The sequence below is a fragment of the Allobosea sp. OAE752 genome (assembly GCF_050433265.1).
In the GTDB taxonomy this organism is placed as follows: Bacteria; Pseudomonadota; Alphaproteobacteria; order Rhizobiales; family Beijerinckiaceae; genus Allobosea; species Allobosea spartocytisi.
Genome location: NZ_JBNPXO010000007.1, coordinates 151,020 through 171,920, shown reverse-complemented (window position 1 = coordinate 171,920; position 20,901 = coordinate 151,020). Strand labels below are relative to the sequence as shown.

General features: G+C 66.8%; 16 protein-coding genes. 6 read left to right on the top strand and 10 right to left on the bottom strand.

Translation table 11 applies throughout. The features are described 5' to 3' along the window. Positions 1-274 precede the first annotated feature (274 nt). Positions 275-1,180 carry a polyphosphate kinase 2 gene (gene ppk2 / locus GGC47_RS19040; protein ID WP_142023333.1) on the top strand — a complete coding sequence of 302 codons (906 nt, stop codon included), beginning with the start codon at positions 275-277 and terminating at the stop codon, positions 1,178-1,180. Positions 1,181-1,361: 181 nt separating this feature from the next. On the opposite strand, the gene GGC47_RS19035 is transcribed toward ppk2, so the two are convergent. From GGC47_RS19035 to GGC47_RS19015, 5 genes are all read right to left on the bottom strand, one after another. Continuing rightward, positions 1,362-2,795: an amidohydrolase family protein gene (locus tag GGC47_RS19035; RefSeq protein WP_142023332.1), complete on the bottom strand. Its 1,434-nt coding sequence runs from the start codon at positions 2,793-2,795 to the stop codon at positions 1,362-1,364. 191 nt (positions 2,796-2,986) lie between these two features. Further along, positions 2,987-4,576: an ABC transporter substrate-binding protein gene (locus tag GGC47_RS19030; RefSeq protein WP_142023331.1), complete on the bottom strand. Its 1,590-nt coding sequence runs from the start codon at positions 4,574-4,576 to the stop codon at positions 2,987-2,989. Between the two features lie 34 nt (positions 4,577-4,610). Then, positions 4,611-5,522, bottom strand: coding sequence for an ABC transporter permease (locus tag GGC47_RS19025; protein ID WP_112764752.1), 912 nt, complete (start codon positions 5,520-5,522; stop codon positions 4,611-4,613). Beyond that, positions 5,522-6,463: an ABC transporter permease gene (locus GGC47_RS19020; protein WP_112764751.1), complete on the bottom strand. Its 942-nt coding sequence runs from the start codon at positions 6,461-6,463 to the stop codon at positions 5,522-5,524. Before GGC47_RS19020 ends, GGC47_RS19025 begins: the two co-directional genes overlap by 1 nt. Positions 6,464-6,479: 16 nt before the next feature. Then, positions 6,480-8,126, bottom strand: coding sequence for an amidohydrolase (locus GGC47_RS19015; RefSeq protein ID WP_142023330.1), 1,647 nt, complete (start codon positions 8,124-8,126; stop codon positions 6,480-6,482). Between the two features lie 322 nt (positions 8,127-8,448). Here GGC47_RS19015 and GGC47_RS19010 point away from each other — a divergent pair, with 322 nt between their 5' ends. Continuing rightward, complete coding sequence (locus GGC47_RS19010) at positions 8,449-9,027, top strand: cupin domain-containing protein (protein ID WP_038357621.1); 579 nt, start codon at positions 8,449-8,451, stop codon at positions 9,025-9,027. Between the two features lie 54 nt (positions 9,028-9,081). On the opposite strand, the gene GGC47_RS19005 is transcribed toward GGC47_RS19010, so the two are convergent. Continuing rightward, a complete protein-coding gene (locus GGC47_RS19005) occupies positions 9,082-9,270 on the bottom strand; it encodes a DUF3008 family protein (RefSeq protein ID WP_113252918.1) in 189 nt (62 codons plus the stop codon). 119 nt (positions 9,271-9,389) lie between these two features. After that, positions 9,390-10,670 (bottom strand): MFS transporter, encoded by a 1,281-nt coding sequence (locus GGC47_RS19000; protein WP_370954781.1) that lies wholly within the window; start codon positions 10,668-10,670, stop codon positions 9,390-9,392. A gap of 106 nt (positions 10,671-10,776) precedes the next feature. Here GGC47_RS19000 and GGC47_RS18995 point away from each other — a divergent pair, with 106 nt between their 5' ends. Further along, positions 10,777-11,685 carry a LysR substrate-binding domain-containing protein gene (locus GGC47_RS18995; protein ID WP_113252914.1) on the top strand — a complete coding sequence of 303 codons (909 nt, stop codon included), beginning with the start codon at positions 10,777-10,779 and terminating at the stop codon, positions 11,683-11,685. 395 nt (positions 11,686-12,080) lie between these two features. Next, positions 12,081-14,336, top strand: a complete 2,256-nt coding sequence (locus tag GGC47_RS18990; RefSeq protein ID WP_429068597.1) for a DNA translocase FtsK — start codon at positions 12,081-12,083, stop codon at positions 14,334-14,336. A gap of 138 nt (positions 14,337-14,474) precedes the next feature. Here the strand turns inward: GGC47_RS18990 and GGC47_RS18985 are convergent, their stop codons facing one another. Further along, positions 14,475-14,921, bottom strand: a complete 447-nt coding sequence (locus GGC47_RS18985; protein WP_133565805.1) for an RbsD/FucU family protein — start codon at positions 14,919-14,921, stop codon at positions 14,475-14,477. Then, positions 14,915-15,892 (bottom strand): aldo/keto reductase, encoded by a 978-nt coding sequence (locus tag GGC47_RS18980; RefSeq protein WP_142023320.1) that lies wholly within the window; start codon positions 15,890-15,892, stop codon positions 14,915-14,917. The genes GGC47_RS18985 and GGC47_RS18980 overlap by 7 nt, the downstream gene beginning before the upstream one ends. A gap of 190 nt (positions 15,893-16,082) precedes the next feature. On the opposite strand from GGC47_RS18980, the gene GGC47_RS18975 reads away from it, so the two are divergent. Continuing rightward, positions 16,083-17,432: an amidase gene (locus tag GGC47_RS18975; protein WP_142023319.1), complete on the top strand. Its 1,350-nt coding sequence runs from the start codon at positions 16,083-16,085 to the stop codon at positions 17,430-17,432. 74 nt (positions 17,433-17,506) lie between these two features. Here GGC47_RS18975 and GGC47_RS18970 read toward each other — a convergent pair whose 3' ends face one another. Next, on the bottom strand, positions 17,507-18,844 hold the full coding sequence (locus tag GGC47_RS18970; RefSeq protein WP_142023318.1) for a dicarboxylate/amino acid:cation symporter: 1,338 nt from the start codon (positions 18,842-18,844) through the stop codon (positions 17,507-17,509). A gap of 197 nt (positions 18,845-19,041) precedes the next feature. On the opposite strand from GGC47_RS18970, the gene GGC47_RS18965 reads away from it, so the two are divergent. Next, on the top strand, positions 19,042-20,892 hold the full coding sequence (locus GGC47_RS18965; protein WP_142023317.1) for a sensor histidine kinase: 1,851 nt from the start codon (positions 19,042-19,044) through the stop codon (positions 20,890-20,892). Positions 20,893-20,901: the final 9 nt, after the last annotated feature.

Genomic DNA, 20,901 nt, shown 5'->3' with positions numbered 1-20,901 from the left:
GTCTGATATTTTAAGTTTGAAATATCTCTTTTCGATTTGTCAATTGCCGCCGGGCGCGGCGTTTCCGATCCACAGCCGCAATCGGCATCGACCGAAATCGGACAGCGAAGACGGAACAACGCCCCGGCGCTCCGACGTTGTTTTTCATCGAATTGTCACGTCGGCCACAGATAAAGCCGATGTTGGCTGGACGATGGCTCGGACTGTGTCCCGGCGGCTGTCGGTCGAACCGCGCGCCGTCTTCTTTCAACCCGTCACGCATAGAGTTGACAGCATGTCTCCCGACAATCTGGACCGCATCAAGGACGAGATTCTCGACAGCTTCGACGAGGAGCTGGAATTGCAGCTCGAAGATGACCGCCTCGACGAGCTCGTTGCGGAAGGGCTGGAAGGCTCGGGCGGCAATACGCTCGACCGCAAGGTCTATTTCCGTGAGCTCTTCCGCCTGCAGCACGAGCTCGTGCGCCTGCAGGATTGGATCCAGTACAAGAAGCTCAAGGTCGTCGTGCTGTTCGAAGGGCGCGACTCCGCCGGCAAGGGCGGCGCGATCAAGCGCGTGACGCAGCGTCTCAACCCGCGCATCTGCCGCGTCGTCGCCCTGCCCGCCCCGACCGAGCGCGAGCGCAACCAGTGGTATTTCCAGCGCTATGTTCCGCATCTGCCGAGCGCCGGCGAAATGGTGCTGTTCGACCGCTCCTGGTACAACCGCGCCGGCGTCGAGCGGGTGATGGGCTTCTGCACCCCCGAGGAGCTGGAGGAGTTCTTCCGCTCGGTTCCGGATTTCGAGCACATGCTCGTGCGCTCCGGCATCATCCTGATCAAGTACTGGTTCTCGATCACCGACGAGGAGCAGGAATTCCGCTTCCGCATGCGCATCGAGGATCCGTTGAAGCAGTGGAAGCTCTCGCCGATGGATCTGGAGAGCCGCGTCCACTGGGAGGACTACACCCGCGCCAAGGAAGAGATGCTGGAGCGGACCCATACGGAGCATGCGCCGTGGTCGGTCGTGCAGGCGGTCGACAAGAAGCGCGCCCGCCTCAACATGATCTCGCATCTGCTCGGCCAGATTCCCTATGAGAACGTGCCGAAGCCCGAGATCGTGCTGCCCGCGCGCGTGCGCAATCCGGATTATCTGCGCCATCCGGTGCCGCCGGAAATGTATGTGCCCGAGGTTTTTTGAGGAAGCGCGCCGGCTGCGCACCGACTAGCCCGGTACGCGAACCGTCATGGCGAGGAGCAAAGCGACGAAGCAATCCAGGGCAGCCAGGTGAAACCTCTCACTCGGTCCTGCTGGATTGCTTCGCTCCGCTCGCAATGACGGGCGTGTAAGCTCGCGACGCCCTTACTCGCTGAGAACCGCCTCAGCCCTTCGGGAAGGTCAGCGGCGAATAGTCGGTGACGGGGCGCTTGGCCCAATCATATTCCGGCGCGGCGGCCTCGGTGCGCTTCTGCGCCTCGTGCAGGCGGCGGGCGGCATCGGGGTAGTCCATCGTCAGCACCGTGCCGTCGGCCACGACCAGCCGACCATCGACATAGACGCGGTCGACGGCACGCTCAGCGGCCGCATAGACCATGCTGCGCACGGGGTCGCGGCGCGGCTGCATCATCGGATGGGCGAGATCGACCATGACGAGGTCCGCCTTGCAGCCGGCTTCCAGCCGCCCGATGTCGTCGCGGCCGAGCGCGGCGGCGCCGGCCGTGGTCGCAGCTTCGAAGATATCGGTTGTGGTGAGCGTGCGCGGGCTCTCCGCCATCAGCCGGGCGACATAGCCGGCATGGCGCATCTCCTCGAGCATGTTGTGCGGATAGGTGTCGGTGCCGAGCCCGATGCGGACGCCGGCCCGGCGGTAGCGCCCGAAATCGTCGAGCGCGATGCCACGGCGCATGAAGACCGTGGGGCAATGGGCGACGGTCGTGCCGGTCTCGGCGAGCAGTGCGAGGTCGCGCCGGCTGTGCCAGGCGACGCGCGGATAGTCGTCAAGGAAGATGGCGTGGCCGACGATGCTGGTATCGCCGAGCACGCCGAGCTTCTCGAGCCACTGGATCGGCGAGACGCCGTGGCGGCGGGTGATCTCGTGGAACTCCACCGTCGATTGCGCGGCATGGATCTGCCAGCGCAGCCCGCGGCGCCCGGCTTCGGCATGGCTTTCCTTGATCAGCCCCTCGCTGCAAGTGTCGATCTGGGCGGGGCAGACCATGCCGAAGAGCCGGCCGGAGGGATGGTTCTGCGCCTGCTCGATCACGTCGAGGGCCTGGGCCATGGCTGCCTGCCCGGCCTTCTCGTCCCATTCGTATTCGACGACATGGCCGTTCCTGGTGAACCAGCGGGCCGAGCGGAACATCGGCGACAGGCAGACGCGCAGGCCGCTATTGGCCGCGAGGTCGAGCCAGCCGGGATGGGCGACCGACAGGTCCGCGACCGTGGTGACGCCCGACAGCAGCAATTCCGAATAGGCAACCTCGACGCAGGCCGGCACCGCCTCGGCATCCGGCCGCAGGATCGGCATGAACTCGTAGAGCGAGGAGTTGTAGAGGGCGGGCGAGCCGAGCTCGTCGAGGAAGCCCTTGTTGAGCGGCTCGCTCGACGGGTGCGAATGGATGTTGACGAGGCCCGGCATGACCATACGCCCGCGCCCATCGACGGTTTCGTCGGCCTGCCCCTCATAGCGCTTGCCGACGAAGCTGATCGCGCCATCCGCGAAGGCGACATCGGCATCGTGCAGATAGACGTGGCGGGACGCTTCCGCATCCCAGGCGACAACGATGTCGGCGTTCTTGATGACCGTGATCGTCATGGTGTTCTCCTCCGCTCCCAAAGGCATGGCGCAGGCTGGTTTTACGGAACGGCGCCGTCATTCCGGACAAGCCGCGACAGCGGCGCCGATCCGGAATCCATCGTCAAGCGCAGCGCCCTTCGATGGATTCCGGGTCAAGCCCGGAATGACGGCTCGTTTCCGCGGAGAATCAGCCTGCGCTCGAAAAAAACTCAGCGCTTCAGCTTGATGTCGAGGCCCTTGTAGAGCCCGGCACCGTAGATGCCGTGGGCGCGGACGCCCTCGACCCGGTCACCCGCCACGACCCAGAGCGGCTGCGAGGCCAGCGGCACCCAGACATTGGCGTCGGTGAGCTGCATCTGGACGGCGCCGATCGCCTCCTTGCGCTTGGCCGGATCGACGGCGGTCGCGGCTGCCTTGAGCAGCTCGTCCGTCTTCGGGTCCTTCCAGTTCATGCGGTTCGGCGTCGGCACCTGCCGGCTGGCGAAGTAGAGGTTCAGCGCCTCCGTCGCCGTGACATATGGGTAGGACATGTAGAAGGCGTCGAACTCCTGCGTCGCCAGCTTGCCCCAGGCGACGGTGGCGTCCCAGAGCTGGATCTTGAGGTCGATGCCGATCTTGCGCAGATCGGCCTGCATCGCCTCGGAGATGCGCGGGTTCACGTCGTTGCGGATGCCGTAGACGATGAAGGTGGCCTTCTGGCCGTCCTTCTCGCGGATACCGTCGGCGCCCGGCTTCCAGCCGGCTTCGTCGAGAAGCTTCGCCGCCGCCGCCGGATCGTGCTTCGGCATCTTCGCGGCCGTGTCCTTGTCGTAGTCGAGCACGGCCGGATTCAGCAGCGATGGCAGCGCGGTGCCCTTGCCGAAGAAGATCGCCTTGGCGATGGCCTGCTTGTCGGTGGCCATGTTGACGGCCTCGCGGATCGCCTTGTCCTTCGAGACGGGCTTGTCGACCTTGAAGCCCATGAAGACGTCGTAGATGTAGTTTTCCTGGCGCTGCACGGTCATGCCGGGGATGCGCTGCATCGTATCGAGCGCGATATAGGGCATGTAGTAGGTCACGTCGGCCTGCTTGGCCTGGATCGCGGCCATCAGCGTATTCGGCTCGGGAATGACCTTCCAGACGATGTCCTCGATCTGCGGCTTCGGGTCCTTGTAGATCGACGGACCCCAATTGTAATAGTGGTTCTTCTTCAGCACGATTTCCTGGCGCGGCGTCCACTTCACCCAGCAATAGGGGCCGGTGGCGTTGAAGCCCTGCACGCCGAAATTCGCCCCGAGCTTCTCGACCGCGTTCTTGTCGACGACCGAGGCGAAGGACAGCGCCATTTGGAAGAGCAGGTCGCTATAGGGCTCCTTGAGCTCATAGATCAGCGTGGAATCGCCCTCGGCACGGATGTCCTGAACCGGGCCGCCGCGGAAGGAGACCGGCGACTTGTTGGCCGGATCGACCCAGCGCTTCAGTGAATAGACCACGTCGTCGATGGTCATCGGCCGGCCGTCGCAGAACTTGACGTCCTTGCGGATCTTAAAGGTGTAGGTCTTGCCGTCCGGCGACACCGTCCAGCTCTCGGCGAGGCCGGGCTTGATCGTCTTCATGTCGAAATCGACCGTCACCAGCGTGTCGGCCATCATGTAGATGACCTCGGCCGCCGCCGTCGCCGTGGTGCGGATCGGGTCGTAATTATCGGCGTCGATCACGCGCAGGATCGAGAGCGGCGCCTTCTGCTGTGCGATGGCGGGCGCAGCGGCCAGAACCGCACCGGCGGCGCCGGCGAGAAGCAGAGCGGAAAACTTGATCATCGAGCAGGTCCCCTTTTTTTGATGGTGTCGGATTCTATTTGCGCAGCTTCGGGTCGAGGGCGTCGCGCAGCGCATCGCCGAGCACGTTGAAGGCGAGCACGACCACGAAGATCGCCAGGCTCGGCAGCACCGAGACATGCGGCGCGAAGAACAGGAAGTTGCGCCCGTCGGCGGCCATCGCGCCGAGCTCCGCCGTCGGCGGCTGGGCGCCGAGCCCGAGGAAGGAGAGCGCCGCGCCGAGCAGGATCACCTGCCCGAAGCGCAGCGTGACGAAGACGAAGATCGCCGAGAGGCAGTTGGGCAGCACGTAGCGCAGGATGATGTGCAGATCCCGCAAGCCGAGCGAGCGCGCGGCCTCGATATAGCCCTGCTGCAGCACGACCAGCGCCGAGCCGCGCACGACGCGCGCCATCAGCGGCACCGTGGCGATGGCGAGCGCGATGATGACCGAAGGCAGGCCCGGCCCGAAGATCGCGGCGATGGCGAGGCCGAACAGGATGGCCGGGAAGGACAGGAGCACATCCATCAGCCGCATCAGCACGCCGGAAATCTTCGGGTAATAGGCGGCTGCGAAGCCGATGACGCCGCCAATGGAGCCGCCGATGATGACGGAGGCGAGCCCCATCACCAGCGTCGTCCTGAGGCCGAAGAGCAAACGCGTGATCATGTCGCGCCCCTGCCCGTCGGTCCCGAGGAGGCCGAGCTCGCCCGGGGCCTTCAGCGTGTTGGCGAGATCGTTGCCATAGGGATCGGTGGGGGCGAGCCAGGGCGCGAAGACGGCACCGAGGATCGACAGCACGACCAGAGCCAGCGCGATGCAGGCTCCGACATCCGACAGCAGCATCCTGAGCACCGTCTTCCGGCGGACGGGCGCGGCGGCGGCTACGCCGATGGCGGCTTCCACCGCCTTGGCGCCCGGCTGGAGCGGACTGGTCGAGGAACTCATCAGGCGCCCCTCACACGCGGGTCGAGCACGGCATAGAGGACGTCCACGGCAAGATTGACCAGGATGAAGCCGAGCGAGAGCACGATGATCGTGCCCTGCGCCATCGGCAAATCGCTCGACAGGATGGCGCCGACCGCGAGCCGGCCGATGCCGGGCCAGGAAAACACCGTCTCGGTGACGACCGCGCCGCCGAGGAGGAAGCCGATCTGCAGGCCGATCAGCGTGACCACCGGCACCAGCGCGTTGCGCAGCGTGTGGCGCAACAGGACCGTGCGCTCGCCGAGCCCCTTGGCACGGGCGGTGCGGACATGGTCGGCGCCGAGCTCGTCGAGCACCGAAGTCCGCGTCATCCGCGCGACCGGGCCGACGAAGACGCCGCCGAGCGTGATGGCCGGCAGGATGATCCCCTGCAACCCTTCCCAGGTCCAGAGCGGGCCGGTGCGGCCGGTGAAGGGCAGGATCGGATATTTGAAGCCGAAGAGCCAGATCAGCCCCAGTCCAAGGAAGAAGACCGGCAGCGAGACGCCGGCGACCGAGACCGCCATGATGGCGCGGTCGAGCAGGGAACCGCGGAAATAGGCGCCGACCGTGCCGAGCAGCATCCCGAGCGGGATCGCCCAGACGAGCGATGCGAACATCAGCTCCAGCGTCGGGCCGATGGTGTTGGCGAGTTCCTGTGAAACCGGGACATTGTTGATGATCGAGACGCCGAGATCGCCCTGCGCGAGACGGCCGATATAGATCGCAAACTGCTTCCAGAGCGGCTGATTGAGGCCGAGCTCCTGACGGATGGCCTCGACCACGTCCTGCGTCGCGGTCGGCCCCGCGCGCACCTGGGCCGGATCGGTCGGCACGACCTGCATCAGCAGGAAGCCGACGAGCAGCACACCGAGCAGGACGGGCAGAACCAGCAGAAGCCGTTGCAGCGTATGGCGCAGCATGAAGACCTATCCCGCCCTACTGCGCGGCGGCGGCAAGCTGACCGTGACGATCGAAGACGACCTCACCGCCCAGCAGGGTCAGATCGCAGCGCACCTCGTTCTCGAGCGCTTCCACCGGGATCGAGAAGATGTCCTGGGAGAGCACGGCGATATCGGCGAACTGGCCCGCAACGAGCCGGCCCATCCGATCCTCGGCAAACTGAGTGTAAGCACCGAGCGCGGTATAGGCGTGCACGGCCTCCTCCATCGACAAGCGCTCGGCCCCGCCGATCACGGTGCCACGCTTGGTCCGGCGCGTCACCATGCTGAAGAGGTTCTTGAACGGATCGGTGGCGCAGACCGGCGCATCGGAGCTCGCGGCGGCGTGCATGCCGGCATCCAGCCATTTGCGCATCGGATAGGAGGCATTTGCCCGCTCCTGGCCGAGATTGGTGACGTAGAGATCGCCGAACTCGTAGATGAAGATCGGCTGCGGCAAGGGGTCGATGCCGGCAGCGGCCATGCGGGCGAGCTGGCCGTCGGTCAGGAAGCCGCAATGCTCGATGCGGTGGCGGCGGCCCTTGATCGGATGCTCGGGACTGTCGGCCTTCTCCATGCCCGACAGCACCTGCTCGATCGCAGCATCGCCGATCGCGTGAATCGCGAGCTGGTAGCCGAGCTCGTGGTAATGCCGGAGATAGCGGTGCATGTCGGCATCGGAATAGATGAAGATGCCGCGATTATCGGGATCGCCGACAAGGTAGGGCTCGCTCATCGCGGCGGTCAGCCCGCCGGCGCTGCCGTCGCCGAAGACCTTCATCGCGCCGTAGCGCAGCAGCCCGACCTCGCGGCCGAAACGGTAGCCGGCACGATGGGCCTCGTCGCCGATGCCGTCGGCATTGCCGTAGATGCAGACCCATGTACGGACCGGCAGCGTCCCAGTCCGGGCGACCTCCTCATAGGCCGCGATCTCGGCCATACCGGCGGTCATGCCGACACCGGCATCCATCACGCTGGTGAAGCCCTGCGACAGCATATAATGCCCGGCCTTCTCGATCGCGGCCTTGAGTTCGGCAACGCTCGGCTGTGGCATCGCCTCGACGATCAGGCGCATCGCGCTTTCGGCCAGCAAGCCGGTGAGCTTGTTGTCGCGTCGCTCGATCAGGCCGCCGGCCGGGCTCGGCGTGTTGTGGCCGATGCCGGCCGCGGCCATCGCCCGGCTGTTGACGACGCCGACATGGCCGCAGGTGCGCTTGATGTAGACGGGGTTGTCGGGCGCGACGCGATCGAGTTCCTCGGCGGTCGGATGGCGCAGCTCGGCGAACTCGTTGTGATCATAGCCGCGGCCCAGCACCCATTCGCCCGGCTTCTTGCCCCTGGCGGCCACCGCGATGCGGCGCAGCGCCTCGTCGATGCTGTTGACCCCTTCCTCGGGCCGCAGATTGACCTCGCTCATGCCGAGGCCGAGCGGCAGCAGATGCATATGCGCGTCGTTGAGGCCGGGGATGGCGACCCGCCCGGCAAGGTCGACGACCTTCGTGCCTGGGCCTTGCAGCCCGGCAATCTCGGTGGCAGACCCCGCCGCCAGAACCTTTCCATCCGCGATTGCCAGCGCCTCGGCGAAGCCGTCCGCCAGGCCGCAAAAGATGCGGCCGTTCAATAATACGGTATCGGCCTTAGTCATGATGCGCGCTCACCCTGCTTTCAACCCGGTTTCCCGCAGGGCACAGAACGAGACGATAGCATTCGAAAAACAACAACCGATACGCGAAGAGAGTATTCGCCTCCGCGCGGCCCTATTGGACAAAATTGGGCATCCTGATCTAAACGGTCGCTTCGATCGAAAAAACTATTCCGCTACGCCTGTTCCCCGCGACATGATTTTCTTGTTGGCTTTCCGTCAGCATTGCTCAGAATATTGAGCAACGCAAGAGGCGCCGGGCAGACGCCCACTGCATGGCGCGCGGGTTTAACGAATATGGGCGGCATGGGGAGGAAAGGCAGAAATGAGCTTCGATGTCGGGGGCAGACTGCGCGAAATCCGACTGGCTGCCGGGCTTTCCCAGCGGGAACTGGCCGGCCGCTCCGGCGTGACGCATAGCCTGATCTCGCTGATCGAGCAGAATCGGAACAGCCCGTCGGTCGCATCGCTGCGGAAGATCCTCGACGGCATCCCGATGAGCATGGTCAATTTTTTCGACGAAGCGCGCACGCCGCGCGACAAGGTCTTCTTCGAAGCCGACGACCTCATCGACCTGACCTCGCGCCTGCATCAGGTCAATGGCGGGGAGAGCCGGGGCAGGATGTCGTTCCGCCAGGTCGGAGACGCCAAGGCCCACAATCTCCAGATCCTGCACGAATATTACGAGCCCGGCGCCGATACCGGCGTCGCCATGCTCAAGCACAACTCGCATGAGGGCGGCGTCATCCTCTCGGGCGAACTCGAGATCACCGTCGGCGACCAGATCAAGGTGCTGAGTCCGGGCGAAGCCTACCTCTTCGACAGCCGCGTCCCGCATCGGTTCCGCAATATCGGCACGGAACGCTGCGTCGTGGTCAGCGCCTGCACGCCGCCCTATCTGTAGGCGCCCGGCGCCGGCCGACGCAGTGCCGGTACGCGGCCGACGCCTCGGCCACCGTCAGTGCTTGGAGACGTGCTCGGGCTTGCCCTTGCGCTTGGTGGAAGCCATCTTCTCCAGCTCGCTCTCGCTCATCGATTTCTCCATCGACTTCGAGGCGCCCTGGAGCTTGCTCTTCTTCATGTCGCCGCGCTTGGCCGCAAGCGCGGCTCCGGCGGCCTTCTGCTGGGCAGCGGATTTGGCTGGCATCTCGTCCTCCTTCATCCGTCACAGCGGATGAACCCGCTGATCCGGCCAGGAGTTCCGCGAAGGACTCGCTTCGAGCCGCTCTCCAAAGGGCAAGACTTGGTCGACGCAGCCTCGCAAACTCAGGCGCGAGCGCCCGGTCCCGCCGGCCCGGACCGCATCGTCAGCCAGGCGGCGCAGACAAAGCCCACGAGAAGGAGCGCGCTGATCAACCCGACCACGCCGCCCCAGCCCGCCTGCGCCCAGAAGACACCGCCGAGCGTGCCGACCGCACTCGAACCGAGATAGTAGGCGAAGAGATAGAGCGAGGAGGCCTGGGCCCTGGCGTGCTGAGCCTTCGCGCCGACCCAGCCCGATGCGGTGGCGTGCGCCCCGAAGAAGCCGCCGGTCAGCACGGCCATGCCGAGCACGATCACCGGGAGGGAGGAAGACAACGTGGCCAGCACGCCAAGGAGCATCAGGCCGAGCGACAGGCACAACATCGGTCCCCGGCCGAGCCGCCCCGCCAGATCGCCGATCCAGGCCGAGGACAGGATGCCGACGAGATAGACCGCGAAGATGAAGCTGACGGCCACCTGGCTCAGCGAGAAGGGCGGCTGCATCAGCCGGTAGCCGGTGTAGTTGTAGACGCAGACGAAGCTGCCGAGCAGGAGGAAGCCTTCCAGGAACAGAAGGCGCAGGCGCCCGTCGCGCAGATGCACCGCGAAGGAGCCGGCGAGTGCCCTGACGGAGGGCGCGACGCGCCGGAAATGCCGCGAGGCCGGCAAGGTGCGCCAGAGCACCAGCCCGCAGACGACGCCGACGAGGCCGACGGCGAAAAGACCGATGCGCCAGGACGAAAAATCCGCGATGACGCCGGTGATGGCGCGGCCGCCAAGCCCGCCGAGGCCGCTGCCGCCGATATAGAGCCCCATGGCGAGGCCGGCCGACTCGGCATGCATCTCCTCGCTGACATAGGCCATGGCCACCGCCGGCAAACCGCTGAAGGTGATGCCCGCCAGCGCGCGCAGCAGCACGAGGTCGTGCCAGTTGCGCGCGAAGGCGCTCAGCATCATCAGCACGGCCGAGGCCAGGAGCGAGGCCACCATCACGGGCTTGCGCCCGACGATCTCCGAGAGCGAGCTCGCGACCAGCATGGCGAAAGCGAGCGTGCCGGTGGTCGCCGACAGCGCCAGGCTGCTCTGGGCCGGGGTGATGCCGAATTCCTGCGAGAACACCGGCATCAGCGGCTGCACGCAATAGACCAGCGCGAAGGTGGAGAAACCGGCGGAGAACAAGGCAAGGTTGGTCAGGCGGAAGCCGCGCGTGCCCCGGCGAATCCGGCTGTCGGCCTCGGGCTCCGCGATGTCGAGCGCGACAGGCGTCTCGATGCGCAGCGACTGAGGGGAGGTCATTTCGGTCATGATTGTCAGTTCCGCAGCGCAGGTCACGCTGCGCGCGTTGGTTGAGATGGAAGTTGGGCCCGATATTGTCCAATATCGATTTGGTTCCGATCGATAGGTTTTGCGAATGGATCTCCGCCATCTCCGCTATTTCGCCGTGCTCGCGGAAGAGCTGCATTTCGGCCGTGCCGCGCAGCGTCTCGGCATCTCGCAGCCACCGCTGAGCCAGCAGATCCACGCGCTCGAACGGGAGCTCGACGCCGAGCTCTTCGCCCGCACCAGCCGCCGGGTCGAGCTCACTGCGGCCGGCCGGATCTTCCTGCCCGAGGCGCGCGCCGTGCTGGCGCGGGCGGAACTGGCACTGACCATCGGCCGCCGGGCCGGGCGCGGCGAGATCGGCGAATTGCGCATCGGCTTCACTGCGTCCGCGCCGCTCGCGACGATCATGCCGACGCTGATCCACAGCTTCCGCGAGCAGCGGCCGGACGTGCATCTGACGCTGCGGGAAATGAACAGCCATGTGCAGATGCAGGAGCTTCTGGACGGCGGGCTCGACCTCGCCTTCCTGCGCATGCCGGACGATCCGGCGCTCGCCGATCCGCGGCTTGCGACGCTGGAGATGCAGCGCGAGGAACTCCTGCTCTTCCTGCCACGCAGCCACCGCCTCGGCGGTTCCCCTGCCCGGCAGCGCGTCGCGCTTGCCGAACTCGAGCGCGATGCCTTCGTGCATTTCTCGCGGGAAGCGGCGACCAGCACCTACGACCAGTTCATCGAGCTGTGCCGCCAGGCCGGCTTCCGGCCACGTATCGCGCAGGAGGCGCGGGAGCCGGCCACCATCATCGGCCTCGTCGCCGCCGGCGTCGGGCTGACGGTGATGGCCTCCTCCTTCGCCAATATCCGCTTCGACAATGTGGTGACGCGGCGGCTGACGGAGCCGGCGCCCTCGCTCGCCACCTGGCTCGCGCATCGCCCCGACCGAGCCTCTCCCGCCATCGAGGCGTTCCTGGCGCTCGGCGCAGCGACGCGGCCGGCGTGAAATTCGTTTGGAAAGCCGAGCCCTCATCCTGAGGAGGCCAGCGCGAATGTCCAGGCAGGTTCCCGGCCGATTTATCCGGCCTCGCCCTGCACCCGTTTATGCGCCGTTAACCCTGCCCGGTTAGGCCAGAAGACCGAGTTGGCCAGTAGTAGTGTTCGCTGTCTCCGATGTATAAACGCGACCGTCATCAGCGAACCAACAGCTTCGCACCCGGCGATTATCAGGCTGATCCTGCAGACGAATCCCTGCGAAGTTCAGGCGCGCCTCACACGCCCGGCGTCGCGACGAATCGCGGCCCCGCCGCTGAGCCGTCCGCACCGGTCTATGTCCGCTCGACGCGCAAGGCGCGGCAGGCGCCGACGGAGCAGGCAACCGAGAGGCAGAGCCCTCCGCTGATGTTCAGCGGCGGCCACCCCCACGCCGTGACCCTGGCCGATTCGACGCGTGTCCGCTTCTGGCGCACGCCCAAGCATCTGATGCGGGAGATCTGGGGCACGCCCGACAGCGAGACCTATCTGCAAGCCGCAGCGCCGGTCGAGACAATGCCCGAGCCCGATCTCGCATCGATCGAGGATATCGCGCCCGAACTCTGGCCCGAGGATGATGCCCCGGAACGCGACGAGGCCGCCTTCGCGAACGCGCGCCAGTCGACGGAGATCCCGGCGGAGCCGCGCTCGACGCCCTTCGCCTTCCTCTCGGACCACGCCTTCTGGGATCTCGTGCCCGAGATTGGCCGCGACGAGAGCGAGGTGACCGCTCCCGTTCCCAGGACCATGGAGACGATGGCGTGGGAAGACGATTCCATCGCCGATGAACCGTGGGAGGCGGAGGAACCGATCTTGCCGGTGGTCGAAGCCGCTGCACCCGTTCAAGCGATGGCCAATCCGGGCGTCCGCTCGCTGTGGTCGGGCTATTCGGTGAATCTGCGCATCTCGATGGCGCCTCAGCCGGCCGCGCTGCCGTTCGCCCCACCGGTCGTCGCGGAAGCGTCCGAGGCGCTTGCGAAAGCCGCGACCGACCTCATGACGACCGAAGCCGTCGAAGCCCCCGTTCGGCCCGTCGCCCCAGCCGCTCGGGTGCGGAAGGCGCCCGCCCGCCAAGCGGAGCAGCCGATCGGCTTCCAGCTTCCGCCGATCGAATTCCTGGCCGAGCCTCCGCAGACGCCAGAGGAGACCATGCCGGTCGAGGTGCTGCAGCAGAATGCCGGCCTCCTCGAAGGCGTGCTCGAAGACTTCAACGTCAGGGGCGAGATCGTCCAGGCCTGCCCCGGCCCTGTGGTGACGCTTTACGAGCTTGAGCCGGCGCCTGGCACGAAGTCGTCGCGGGTGATTTCGCTGGCCGACGACATCGCGCGTTCGATGAGCGCGGTCTCGGCGCGCGTCGCGGTGGTGCAGGGCAAGAACGCCATCGGCATCGAACTGCCCAACGCCAAGCGCGAGACCGTCTTCCTGCGCGAGCTCCTCGCCAGCCAGGATTTCGAAGCGACCAAGCACAAGCTGGCGCTCTGCCTCGGCAAGACCATCGGCGGCGAGCCGGTCATCGCCGATCTCGCCCGCATGCCGCACCTGCTCGTCGCCGGCACCACCGGCTCGGGCAAGTCGGTCGCCATCAACACCATGATCCTGTCGATCCTCTACCGGCTGAAGCCGGAGGAATGCCGTCTGATCATGGTCGATCCCAAGATGCTGGAGCTCTCCGTCTATGACGGCATCCCGCATCTGCTCACCCCCGTCGTCACCGACCCCAAGAAGGCGGTCGTCGCGCTGAAATGGGCGGTGCGCGAGATGGAGGAGCGCTACAAGAAGATGTCGAAGCTCTCGGTGCGCAACATCGACGGCTTCAATGCCAGGGTCGGCGAGGCCAAGGCGGCCGGCGAGGTCATCACCCGCGCCGTCCAGACCGGCTTCGACAAGCATTCCGGCGAGGCGATCTACGAGGAGGAGGTCATGGACCTCGAGCCTCTGCCCTATATCGTCGTCATCGTCGACGAGATGGCCGACCTGATGATGGTCGCCGGCAAGGAGATCGAGGGCACGATCCAGCGCCTCGCCCAGATGGCCCGCGCCGCCGGCATCCATGTCGTGCTCGCGACACAGCGCCCCTCGGTCGACGTCATCACCGGCACGATCAAGGCGAACTTCCCGACCCGGATCTCCTTCCAGGTCACCAGCAAGATCGACTCGCGCACGATTCTCGGCGAGATGGGCGCCGAGCAGCTTCTGGGCCAGGGCGACATGCTCTACATGGCCGGCGGCGGGCGCATCACCCGCGTCCACGGCCCCTTCGTCTCGGACAACGAGGTCGAGAAGGTCGTCGCCCATCTCAAGACGCAAGGCCGGCCGCAATATCTCGACGCCGTCACCTCCGAGGAGGAGGAAGCGGCCGAGGACGAGGACGGCGCCGTCTTCGACAAGACCGGCATGGGCTCGCTCGACTCCGACGACCCCTACGAGCAGGCGGTCGCGGTCGTGCTGCGCGACAAGAAGGCCTCGACCTCCTACATCCAGCGCCGCCTCCAGATCGGCTACAACCGCGCCGCATCCATCATGGAGCGCATGGAAAACGAGGGCATCGTCGGGCCCGCCAATCACGCCGGGAAACGCGAGATTCTCGGGGAAGGCCCCCGCCCGCGCGACGACGAGGAAGAGTAACGCCCGTCATTGCGAGGAGCACGGCGACGAAGCAAACCAGGAGCAGCAGGGCTGAACCGTTCGCCTTAGCCCCCTGGATTGCTTCGCTACGCTCGCAATGACGACACAGGCGCAAACGCGCGAAGCGTTCAGCGCCTATCACCCCGCGATGACGCCCTTCCTGAGCAGGAAGCAGCCATAGGGGCGGGCATCGCCGACCTGCACGACGCCGAAAGCCTTGCGGGCCGCCTCGTAGAAGGCGAAGCGCTCGATGCCGGGCAACGGCGTCGGTGCCGCTGCCGCCTGCGCCACCACGGCTTCGACCTCCTTCTGCACCGCCGGCACGGCCGCAGCATCGCCGACGACGAGCATGCGGCGGATCGGATCGGGCTCGAAATCGTCGATCGGCAGCACAGTGAGGACGGCGCGCACGACCTCCGCCATGGCGAGGCCCGGCAGGCGGACGATGCGTCCCGAGGTGGTCGCCCGCGCGATCGTCTCGGCCGGATGGTTGGCGTCGACCACCGCGAGATCGTCGCCATGGCCCATCGCTGCGAGCAGCCAGAGCAGGTCGGGACCGAGGATCGGGTCGATGGTCTTCAGCATGCCGGCACCGGGGCGTGATCGGGGATGAGCTTTTCGGCCTTGAGATCCACCCAGAGAGCGTTCGGCACGGGGCGAGCCACGAGGTCGAGATTGCGCGCGACCTCGTCCGGCGTCACGGCGCCGAGCACGACGGTCGCGACCGCGGGATGGGCGGCGGCAAAGGCGAGTGCCGCTTGCGGCAATGCCACGCCATGGGCGGCGCAGACCGCCTCGATCCGCGCGACCCTGGCGAGGATCTCGGGCGGGGCGGGCTTGTAGTTGTAATAGGCGCCTTCGCGGGCGCCGGTCGCGAGGATGCCGGAATTGAAGACGCCGGCCAGCATCACCGCGATGTTCTTTTCCAGCGCCAATGGCAGGAAGCCGTCGAGCGCGCCCTGCTCCAGCAGCGAATAACGCCCAGCCAGCATTATCACGTCGAAATCGCCGGCGCGGGCGAAGCGCTCGCACATCTCGGCTTCGTTCACCCCGACGCCGATCGCCTTCACCGCGCCGGAGGCCCGTAAGCGATCCAAGGCGCGGTAGGCGCCGTCCATGGCCTCGGCAAAGCGCTGCTCCATTCGCTCGCCATGAGTCCAGACGTCGACATCATGGATCAGCAGGATATCGACATGATCGGTGCCGAGCCTGAGCAGGGACTGGTCCAACGAACGCATTGCGCCGTCATAGGAATAGTCGATCACCGCCGGATGCGGCAGGCCGCCGCGATAGCCGGAACGGTCCGTCTTCGCCTCGCCCGGCTTCATCCAGCGACCCACCTTGGTCGAGAGGATCACGCTCTCGCGCGGAACGCTTCGCAAGGCCGCGCCGATGCGGTGCTCGGAAAGGCCATGGCCGTAGAGCGGCGAGGTATCGACCAGATTGATGCCGGCCTTGAGCGCGGCGACCACCGTCGCCTGCGCCACCCCTTCGTCGAGATGCTGGTAGAGATCGCCGAGCGGCGCGCCGCCGAAGCCGATCAGGCTGGGCTTCATGCCGGCGATCGGCCGGCCCATTGTCGTTGCGCCCAAATCCGTATGACTCCCCAAAGCCCCGCGATGTCCTGCCCCCGCGCCGGGCGGCGCAGCAAACCATGTCCGTAGCGGAAATCAATCGCCCGTCCAGCGGGACTCTGCTAGGCGTCGAGCCTCGAACCGACCGACCTGGCACCACGGCGAGCTGACGATGACCGAGACCCTTTCCGCCCTGCAGCACGCGCTTTCCACTGGCCGCACGACCTCCGAGGCCCGAACGGAAGCGGCTCTCGCCCGCGGCGGCACGGGCGAAGGTCCGCGCGTCTTCACCCGTCTCTATGGCGAGCGGGCGCTGGCTGCGGCGCGCGCTTCCGATCTGATGCGCAAGGCCGGCTTCGTCCGCTCGCCGCTCGAAGGGCTGCCGATCTCGATCAAGGATTTGTTCGACGTCGCCGGCGAGACGACCAAGGCCGGCAGCGTCGCATTGGACGATGCACCGGCTGCAACGGCGAATGCGCCGATCGCGGACCGGCTTCTGGCAGCGGGCGCCGTGCTGGTCGGCCGGACCAATATGACCGAATTCGCCTTCTCGGGGCTCGGCATCAACCCGCATTACGGCACGCCGCTCAATCCCTTCGACCGCGCCGGCGCGCGCATTCCCGGCGGCTCGTCCTCGGGTGCGGCGGTGTCCGTGACGGACGGCATGGCGGCCGCCGCCATCGGCACCGACACGGGCGGCTCGGTGCGCATCCCCGCCGCGCTCTGCGGCATCGCCGGCTTCAAGCCGACGGCGCGCCGCGTGCCGCGCGAGGGGTGCGTGCCGCTCTCGGCCAGCCTCGATTCGATCGGCCCGCTGGCGCCGAGCCTCGCCTGCTGCGCCTTGCTCGATGCCGTGCTGTCCGGCTCAGGCGAGAGCGTCCCGGGCCCGGCCGGAATCGCCGGACTGCGGCTCGCCGTGCCGACGACGCTCGCGCTCGACGGTCTGGACGACACCGTGGCAGCGGCCTTCCGCCGCGCACTCGACACGCTGTCGCGCGCCGGGGCGCATATCAGCGAGATCGCCGTGCCGGAATTCGCCACGCTCGGCAGCCTTCAGGCCAAGGGCAGCTTTGCCGGTGCCGAGGCCTGGCACTGGCACCGTGCGCTGATCGCCAGGGCCGGCGACCGCTACGACCCACGCGTGCTGGTCCGCATCCAGCGCGGCGCCGAGATGGCGCTGGCGGATTATCTCGATCTGGTCGCGGCGCGCAAAGCCTGGATCGCCGCGGTCGAGGCGCGCATCGCCGGCTTCGACGCCCTGGTCCTGCCGACCGTGCCGGTGATCGCGCCGCGCATCGCCGATCTCGCGGAGGAGGCCGCCTATGGCGCGACCAATCTCCTGATCCTGCGCAACCCGACGCTGATCAATTTCCTCGACGGCTGCGCGGCGAGCCTGCCCTGCCATCGCCAAGGCGAGGCGCCGGTCGGCTTGATGGTGGCCGGCGCCGGCGGGCAGGATCGCCGCATCCTGGCGATCGGACAAGCGATCGAGGCGGCGCTTGCCCCTTCCCGCGCCGCCTGAGGCTCCGAACAGAAACGCCGGCCGGACCTTCTGGTCCGACCGGCGCATCGTGATACCCGAAGAACCGCCGTGCCTTATTCGGCCGGCAGCGGCAGCGGCGCGCCATCCTCGCTGGTGACGACCGCGCCGCTCAGCGCCGCGTGCAGGCGGTTCTGGTCGAGTTCGCCTTCCCAGCGCGCCACGACGATGGTCGCCACCGCGTTGCCGATGAAGTTGGTCACCGCGCGGCATTCCGACATGAAGCGGTCGATGCCGAGGATCAGCGCCATGCCGGCCACCGGGACGGCGGGGACGACCGAAAGCGTCGCGGCCAGCGTGATGAAGCCCGCACCGGTGATGCCGGCCGCGCCCTTCGAGCTGAGCATGGCGACGAGCAGCAGCAGCACCTGGTCGCCCAGCGGCAGGTGGATGTCCATGGCCTGCGCGATGAACAAGGCCGCCAGCGTCATGTAGATGTTGGTGCCGTCGAGATTGAAGGAATAGCCGGTCGGGATGACGAGGCCGACGACGGAGCGCTTGCAGCCGGCCGCCTCCATCTTCTCCATCAGGCTCGGCAGTGCCGCCTCCGAGGAGCTGGTGCCGACGACGAGGAGGATCTCCTCCTTGATGTAGCGGATCAGGGCGAAGATCGAGAAGCCGTTGTAGCGGGCGACCGCGCCGAGCACGACGAGGATGAAGATCGCCGCCGTGAGGTAGAAGGTCAGGATCAGCATCGCGAGATTGGCGACGGAACCGATGCCGTAGCGGCCGATGGTGAAGGCCATGGCACCGAAGGCGCCGATCGGGGCCGCCTTCATCAGGATCGCGACCAGCTTGAAGATCGGCGAGGTCAGCGCCTGCAGGAAATCGAGCACCGGCTTGCCGCGCTCGCCCACCATCGAGAGCGCAAGACCGAAGAGGACCGAGAAGAACAGCACCTGCAGGATGTCACCCGAGGCGAAGGCGCCGACGATCGTATCCGGGATGATGTTCTGCAGGAAGCCGACGACGCTGGAATCATGCGCCTTGGCCGCATAGCTCTGAACGGCCTTGGCATCGAGGCTGGCCGGGCTGATGTGAAGCCCGGTTCCCGGCTGGATGAGATTGCCGACGATCAGGCCGACGATCAGCGCCAGCGTCGAGAAGACGAGAAAATAGATCATCGCCTTGCCGGCGACGCGCCCGACCTTCTGCATATCGGTCATCCCGGCGATCCCGGTCGAGACCGTCAGGAAGATCACCGGCGCGATGATCATCTTCACCAGCTTGATGAAGGCATCGCCGAGCGGCTTCATCGAGGCGCCGGTTTCCGGCCAAAAATGGCCGAGCGCGATGCCGAGCGCGATCGCGACGAGCACCTGGACATAGAGCTGCTGGTAAAGCTTCTTCGGGCGCGCCGGCGCAGCCGTCGCGGGTTCAAAATGGGCAGCCATCGCTTCCTCCGGTGGGCTTTTGTTTGGCTTGATCTAAGCGAGCGGTTTTTCGCAAGCCGCGTGCCAGCCGGACCGAACTCAAAAAATATAACGATATCAGATACGTATATTCTTCTTTGCCTTTGCCACCGCGCCATCTATGCGAAAATCCGCACAATCTTTTGTTGCGCAATGCGGAAATCCGCTCATGATCGGGCATGGGCTTCATGCAGCGCACGCCACCGCAAGCAGGAACGGCCGCTTCACCGGGCGGCTGGAGCTGGCTGGCCTTCGGGCTCGCGGCGGCGATCCTGCTCGCCATCGGGCTGATCGCCGCCGGCGATCTCGGCCGCAGCCGCGCCATCGAGACCGTGAATGCGCGCGCGGAGGACGGCACCACGCTGGCCATCGCGGTGCTGCGCGGCGAACTGGAGAAGCAACGCGCCCTGCCGATGATCCTCGCCCGCGATCCCGATGTCCGCAGCGCGCTTTCGGGCAACAGCCGTCATGCGCTCGACCTCAAATTCGCGAGCATCGCGCGGGAGACGCGCACGGCCGTGATCTACCTGCTCGATGTGACCGGGCTGACCATCGCGGCGAGCAACTGGGACGAGCCGACGAGCTTCATCGGCAACGACTATGCCTTCCGCGACTATTATCTCGGCGCGATTCTGAAGGGCTCGGCCGAGCAGTTCGCGCTCGGCACGGTCAGCCAGCGGCCGGGCCTCTACATCACCAGCCGGATCAATGACGGCGACAGGCTGCTCGGCGTCATCGTCGCCAAGGTCGAGTTCGACCGGGTCGAGGCCGATTGGCGGGCGCTCGGCGGCCAGATCTACGTCGCCGACGAGCGCGGCGTGGTGCTGCTCTCGACGGTCCCCGAATGGCGCTTTCATGTCGAGGCCCCGCTCGACGAGGACACGCAGAAGGACATCCGCCGCTCGCTGCAATTCGGCGAGGCACCGCTCAAGCCGCTGCCGCTGGCGCCGGATGACGACCTCGTCCAGAGCACCGCCCCGACGCGCGGCCTCAACGTGATGACCCGTCGCGACGTGCCGACCACCAGTTGGCACATCGACATGCTGCTGCCGATCGACCAGGCCATTCGCGCCGAACAATCGCGCTTGCAGACGCTGGTCGCACTCGTGCTGCTGCTCGGGCTGATGCTGGCCGCGTTCCTGCTGCGCCGCCGCCAGCAGGCGGCGATGCGGATGCTGGCGGCGGCACAGGCGAAAGCGGAGCTCGAACGGCGTGTCGCGGAACGCACGGCGGAACTCGCGGGCAGCAACCGCAAGCTCGTGGAGGAGATGGCCGAGCGCGCCCGCGCCCAGGAGCGGCTCGCGGATACACGCGAGGAGCTGGCCAAGGCGAACCGGTTGGCGACGCTCGGCCAGGTCACGGCCGGCGTCGCCCATGAGATCAACCAGCCGCTCGCAGCCTTGCGCACCTATGCCGAGAACGCCCGCGCCTTTGTCGCCGGGCGCGACGAGAGCGCCGCGACAGGCGCGCTCGGCAAGGTCATCGGACTGACCGAACGGATCGGCGCCATCACGGAGACCCTGCGCGGCTTCGCCCGGCGTGGCAACGGCAGGCTCGAACCGGTCCTGCTGAGCGAGGCGGTCGCAGGCGCGCTGATGATCCTCGATGCGCCCCTGCGGCAGGCCGGCATCGCGCCGCAGGTCGATGTGAGCCCGCCAGGGTTGCGGGTGCTCGCCCGGCATGTCGAGCTGGAGCAGGTGCTGGTCAACCTGCTGCGCAATGCCGTCGAGGCCGTCGAGAGCGCCGACCCTCGACCAGCACCGCCGTTGCTCTCGCTCGGCATCCGCGACGCGGGCGAGGAGGTTGCGATCACCGTCGCCGATCGCGGCCCCGGCCTCGACGAAGCGGCGCTTGCGGCGCTGTTCACCCCGTTCCGCAGCTCGAAGCCGCGCGGCCTCGGCCTCGGCCTCGTCATCTCGCACGACATCGTCACCGCCTTCGGCGGCACGCTGACGGCGTCGTCGCGGCCGGGGGACGGCTGCGTCTTCACCATCACCCTCCGGAAAGCCTCGTCCGGCTCCAACCCATGACCCCAGCTT

Coding starts and splice junctions, on each gene's coding strand:
- GGC47_RS18965 (WP_142023317.1), top strand. CDS start 19,042: ATGGGCTTCATGCAGCGCACGCCACCGCAAGCAGGAACGGCCGCTTCA.
- GGC47_RS19000 (WP_370954781.1), bottom strand. CDS start 10,670: ATGACCGAAATGACCTCCCCTCAGTCGCTGCGCATCGAGACGCCTGTC.
- GGC47_RS19015 (WP_142023330.1), bottom strand. CDS start 8,126: ATGACTAAGGCCGATACCGTATTATTGAACGGCCGCATCTTTTGCGGC.
- GGC47_RS19020 (WP_112764751.1), bottom strand. CDS start 6,463: ATGCTGCGCCATACGCTGCAACGGCTTCTGCTGGTTCTGCCCGTCCTG.
- GGC47_RS18970 (WP_142023318.1), bottom strand. CDS start 18,844: ATGGCTGCCCATTTTGAACCCGCGACGGCTGCGCCGGCGCGCCCGAAG.
- GGC47_RS19030 (WP_142023331.1), bottom strand. CDS start 4,576: ATGATCAAGTTTTCCGCTCTGCTTCTCGCCGGCGCCGCCGGTGCGGTT.
- ppk2 (WP_142023333.1), top strand. CDS start 275: ATGTCTCCCGACAATCTGGACCGCATCAAGGACGAGATTCTCGACAGC.
- GGC47_RS18990 (WP_429068597.1), top strand. CDS start 12,081: ATGTTCAGCGGCGGCCACCCCCACGCCGTGACCCTGGCCGATTCGACG.
- GGC47_RS19005 (WP_113252918.1), bottom strand. CDS start 9,270: ATGCCAGCCAAATCCGCTGCCCAGCAGAAGGCCGCCGGAGCCGCGCTT.
- GGC47_RS19010 (WP_038357621.1), top strand. CDS start 8,449: ATGAGCTTCGATGTCGGGGGCAGACTGCGCGAAATCCGACTGGCTGCC.
- GGC47_RS19025 (WP_112764752.1), bottom strand. CDS start 5,522: ATGAGTTCCTCGACCAGTCCGCTCCAGCCGGGCGCCAAGGCGGTGGAA.
- GGC47_RS19035 (WP_142023332.1), bottom strand. CDS start 2,795: ATGACGATCACGGTCATCAAGAACGCCGACATCGTTGTCGCCTGGGAT.
- GGC47_RS18995 (WP_113252914.1), top strand. CDS start 10,777: ATGGATCTCCGCCATCTCCGCTATTTCGCCGTGCTCGCGGAAGAGCTG.
- GGC47_RS18985 (WP_133565805.1), bottom strand. CDS start 14,921: ATGCTGAAGACCATCGACCCGATCCTCGGTCCCGACCTGCTCTGGCTG.
- GGC47_RS18980 (WP_142023320.1), bottom strand. CDS start 15,892: ATGAAGCCCAGCCTGATCGGCTTCGGCGGCGCGCCGCTCGGCGATCTC.
- GGC47_RS18975 (WP_142023319.1), top strand. CDS start 16,083: ATGACCGAGACCCTTTCCGCCCTGCAGCACGCGCTTTCCACTGGCCGC.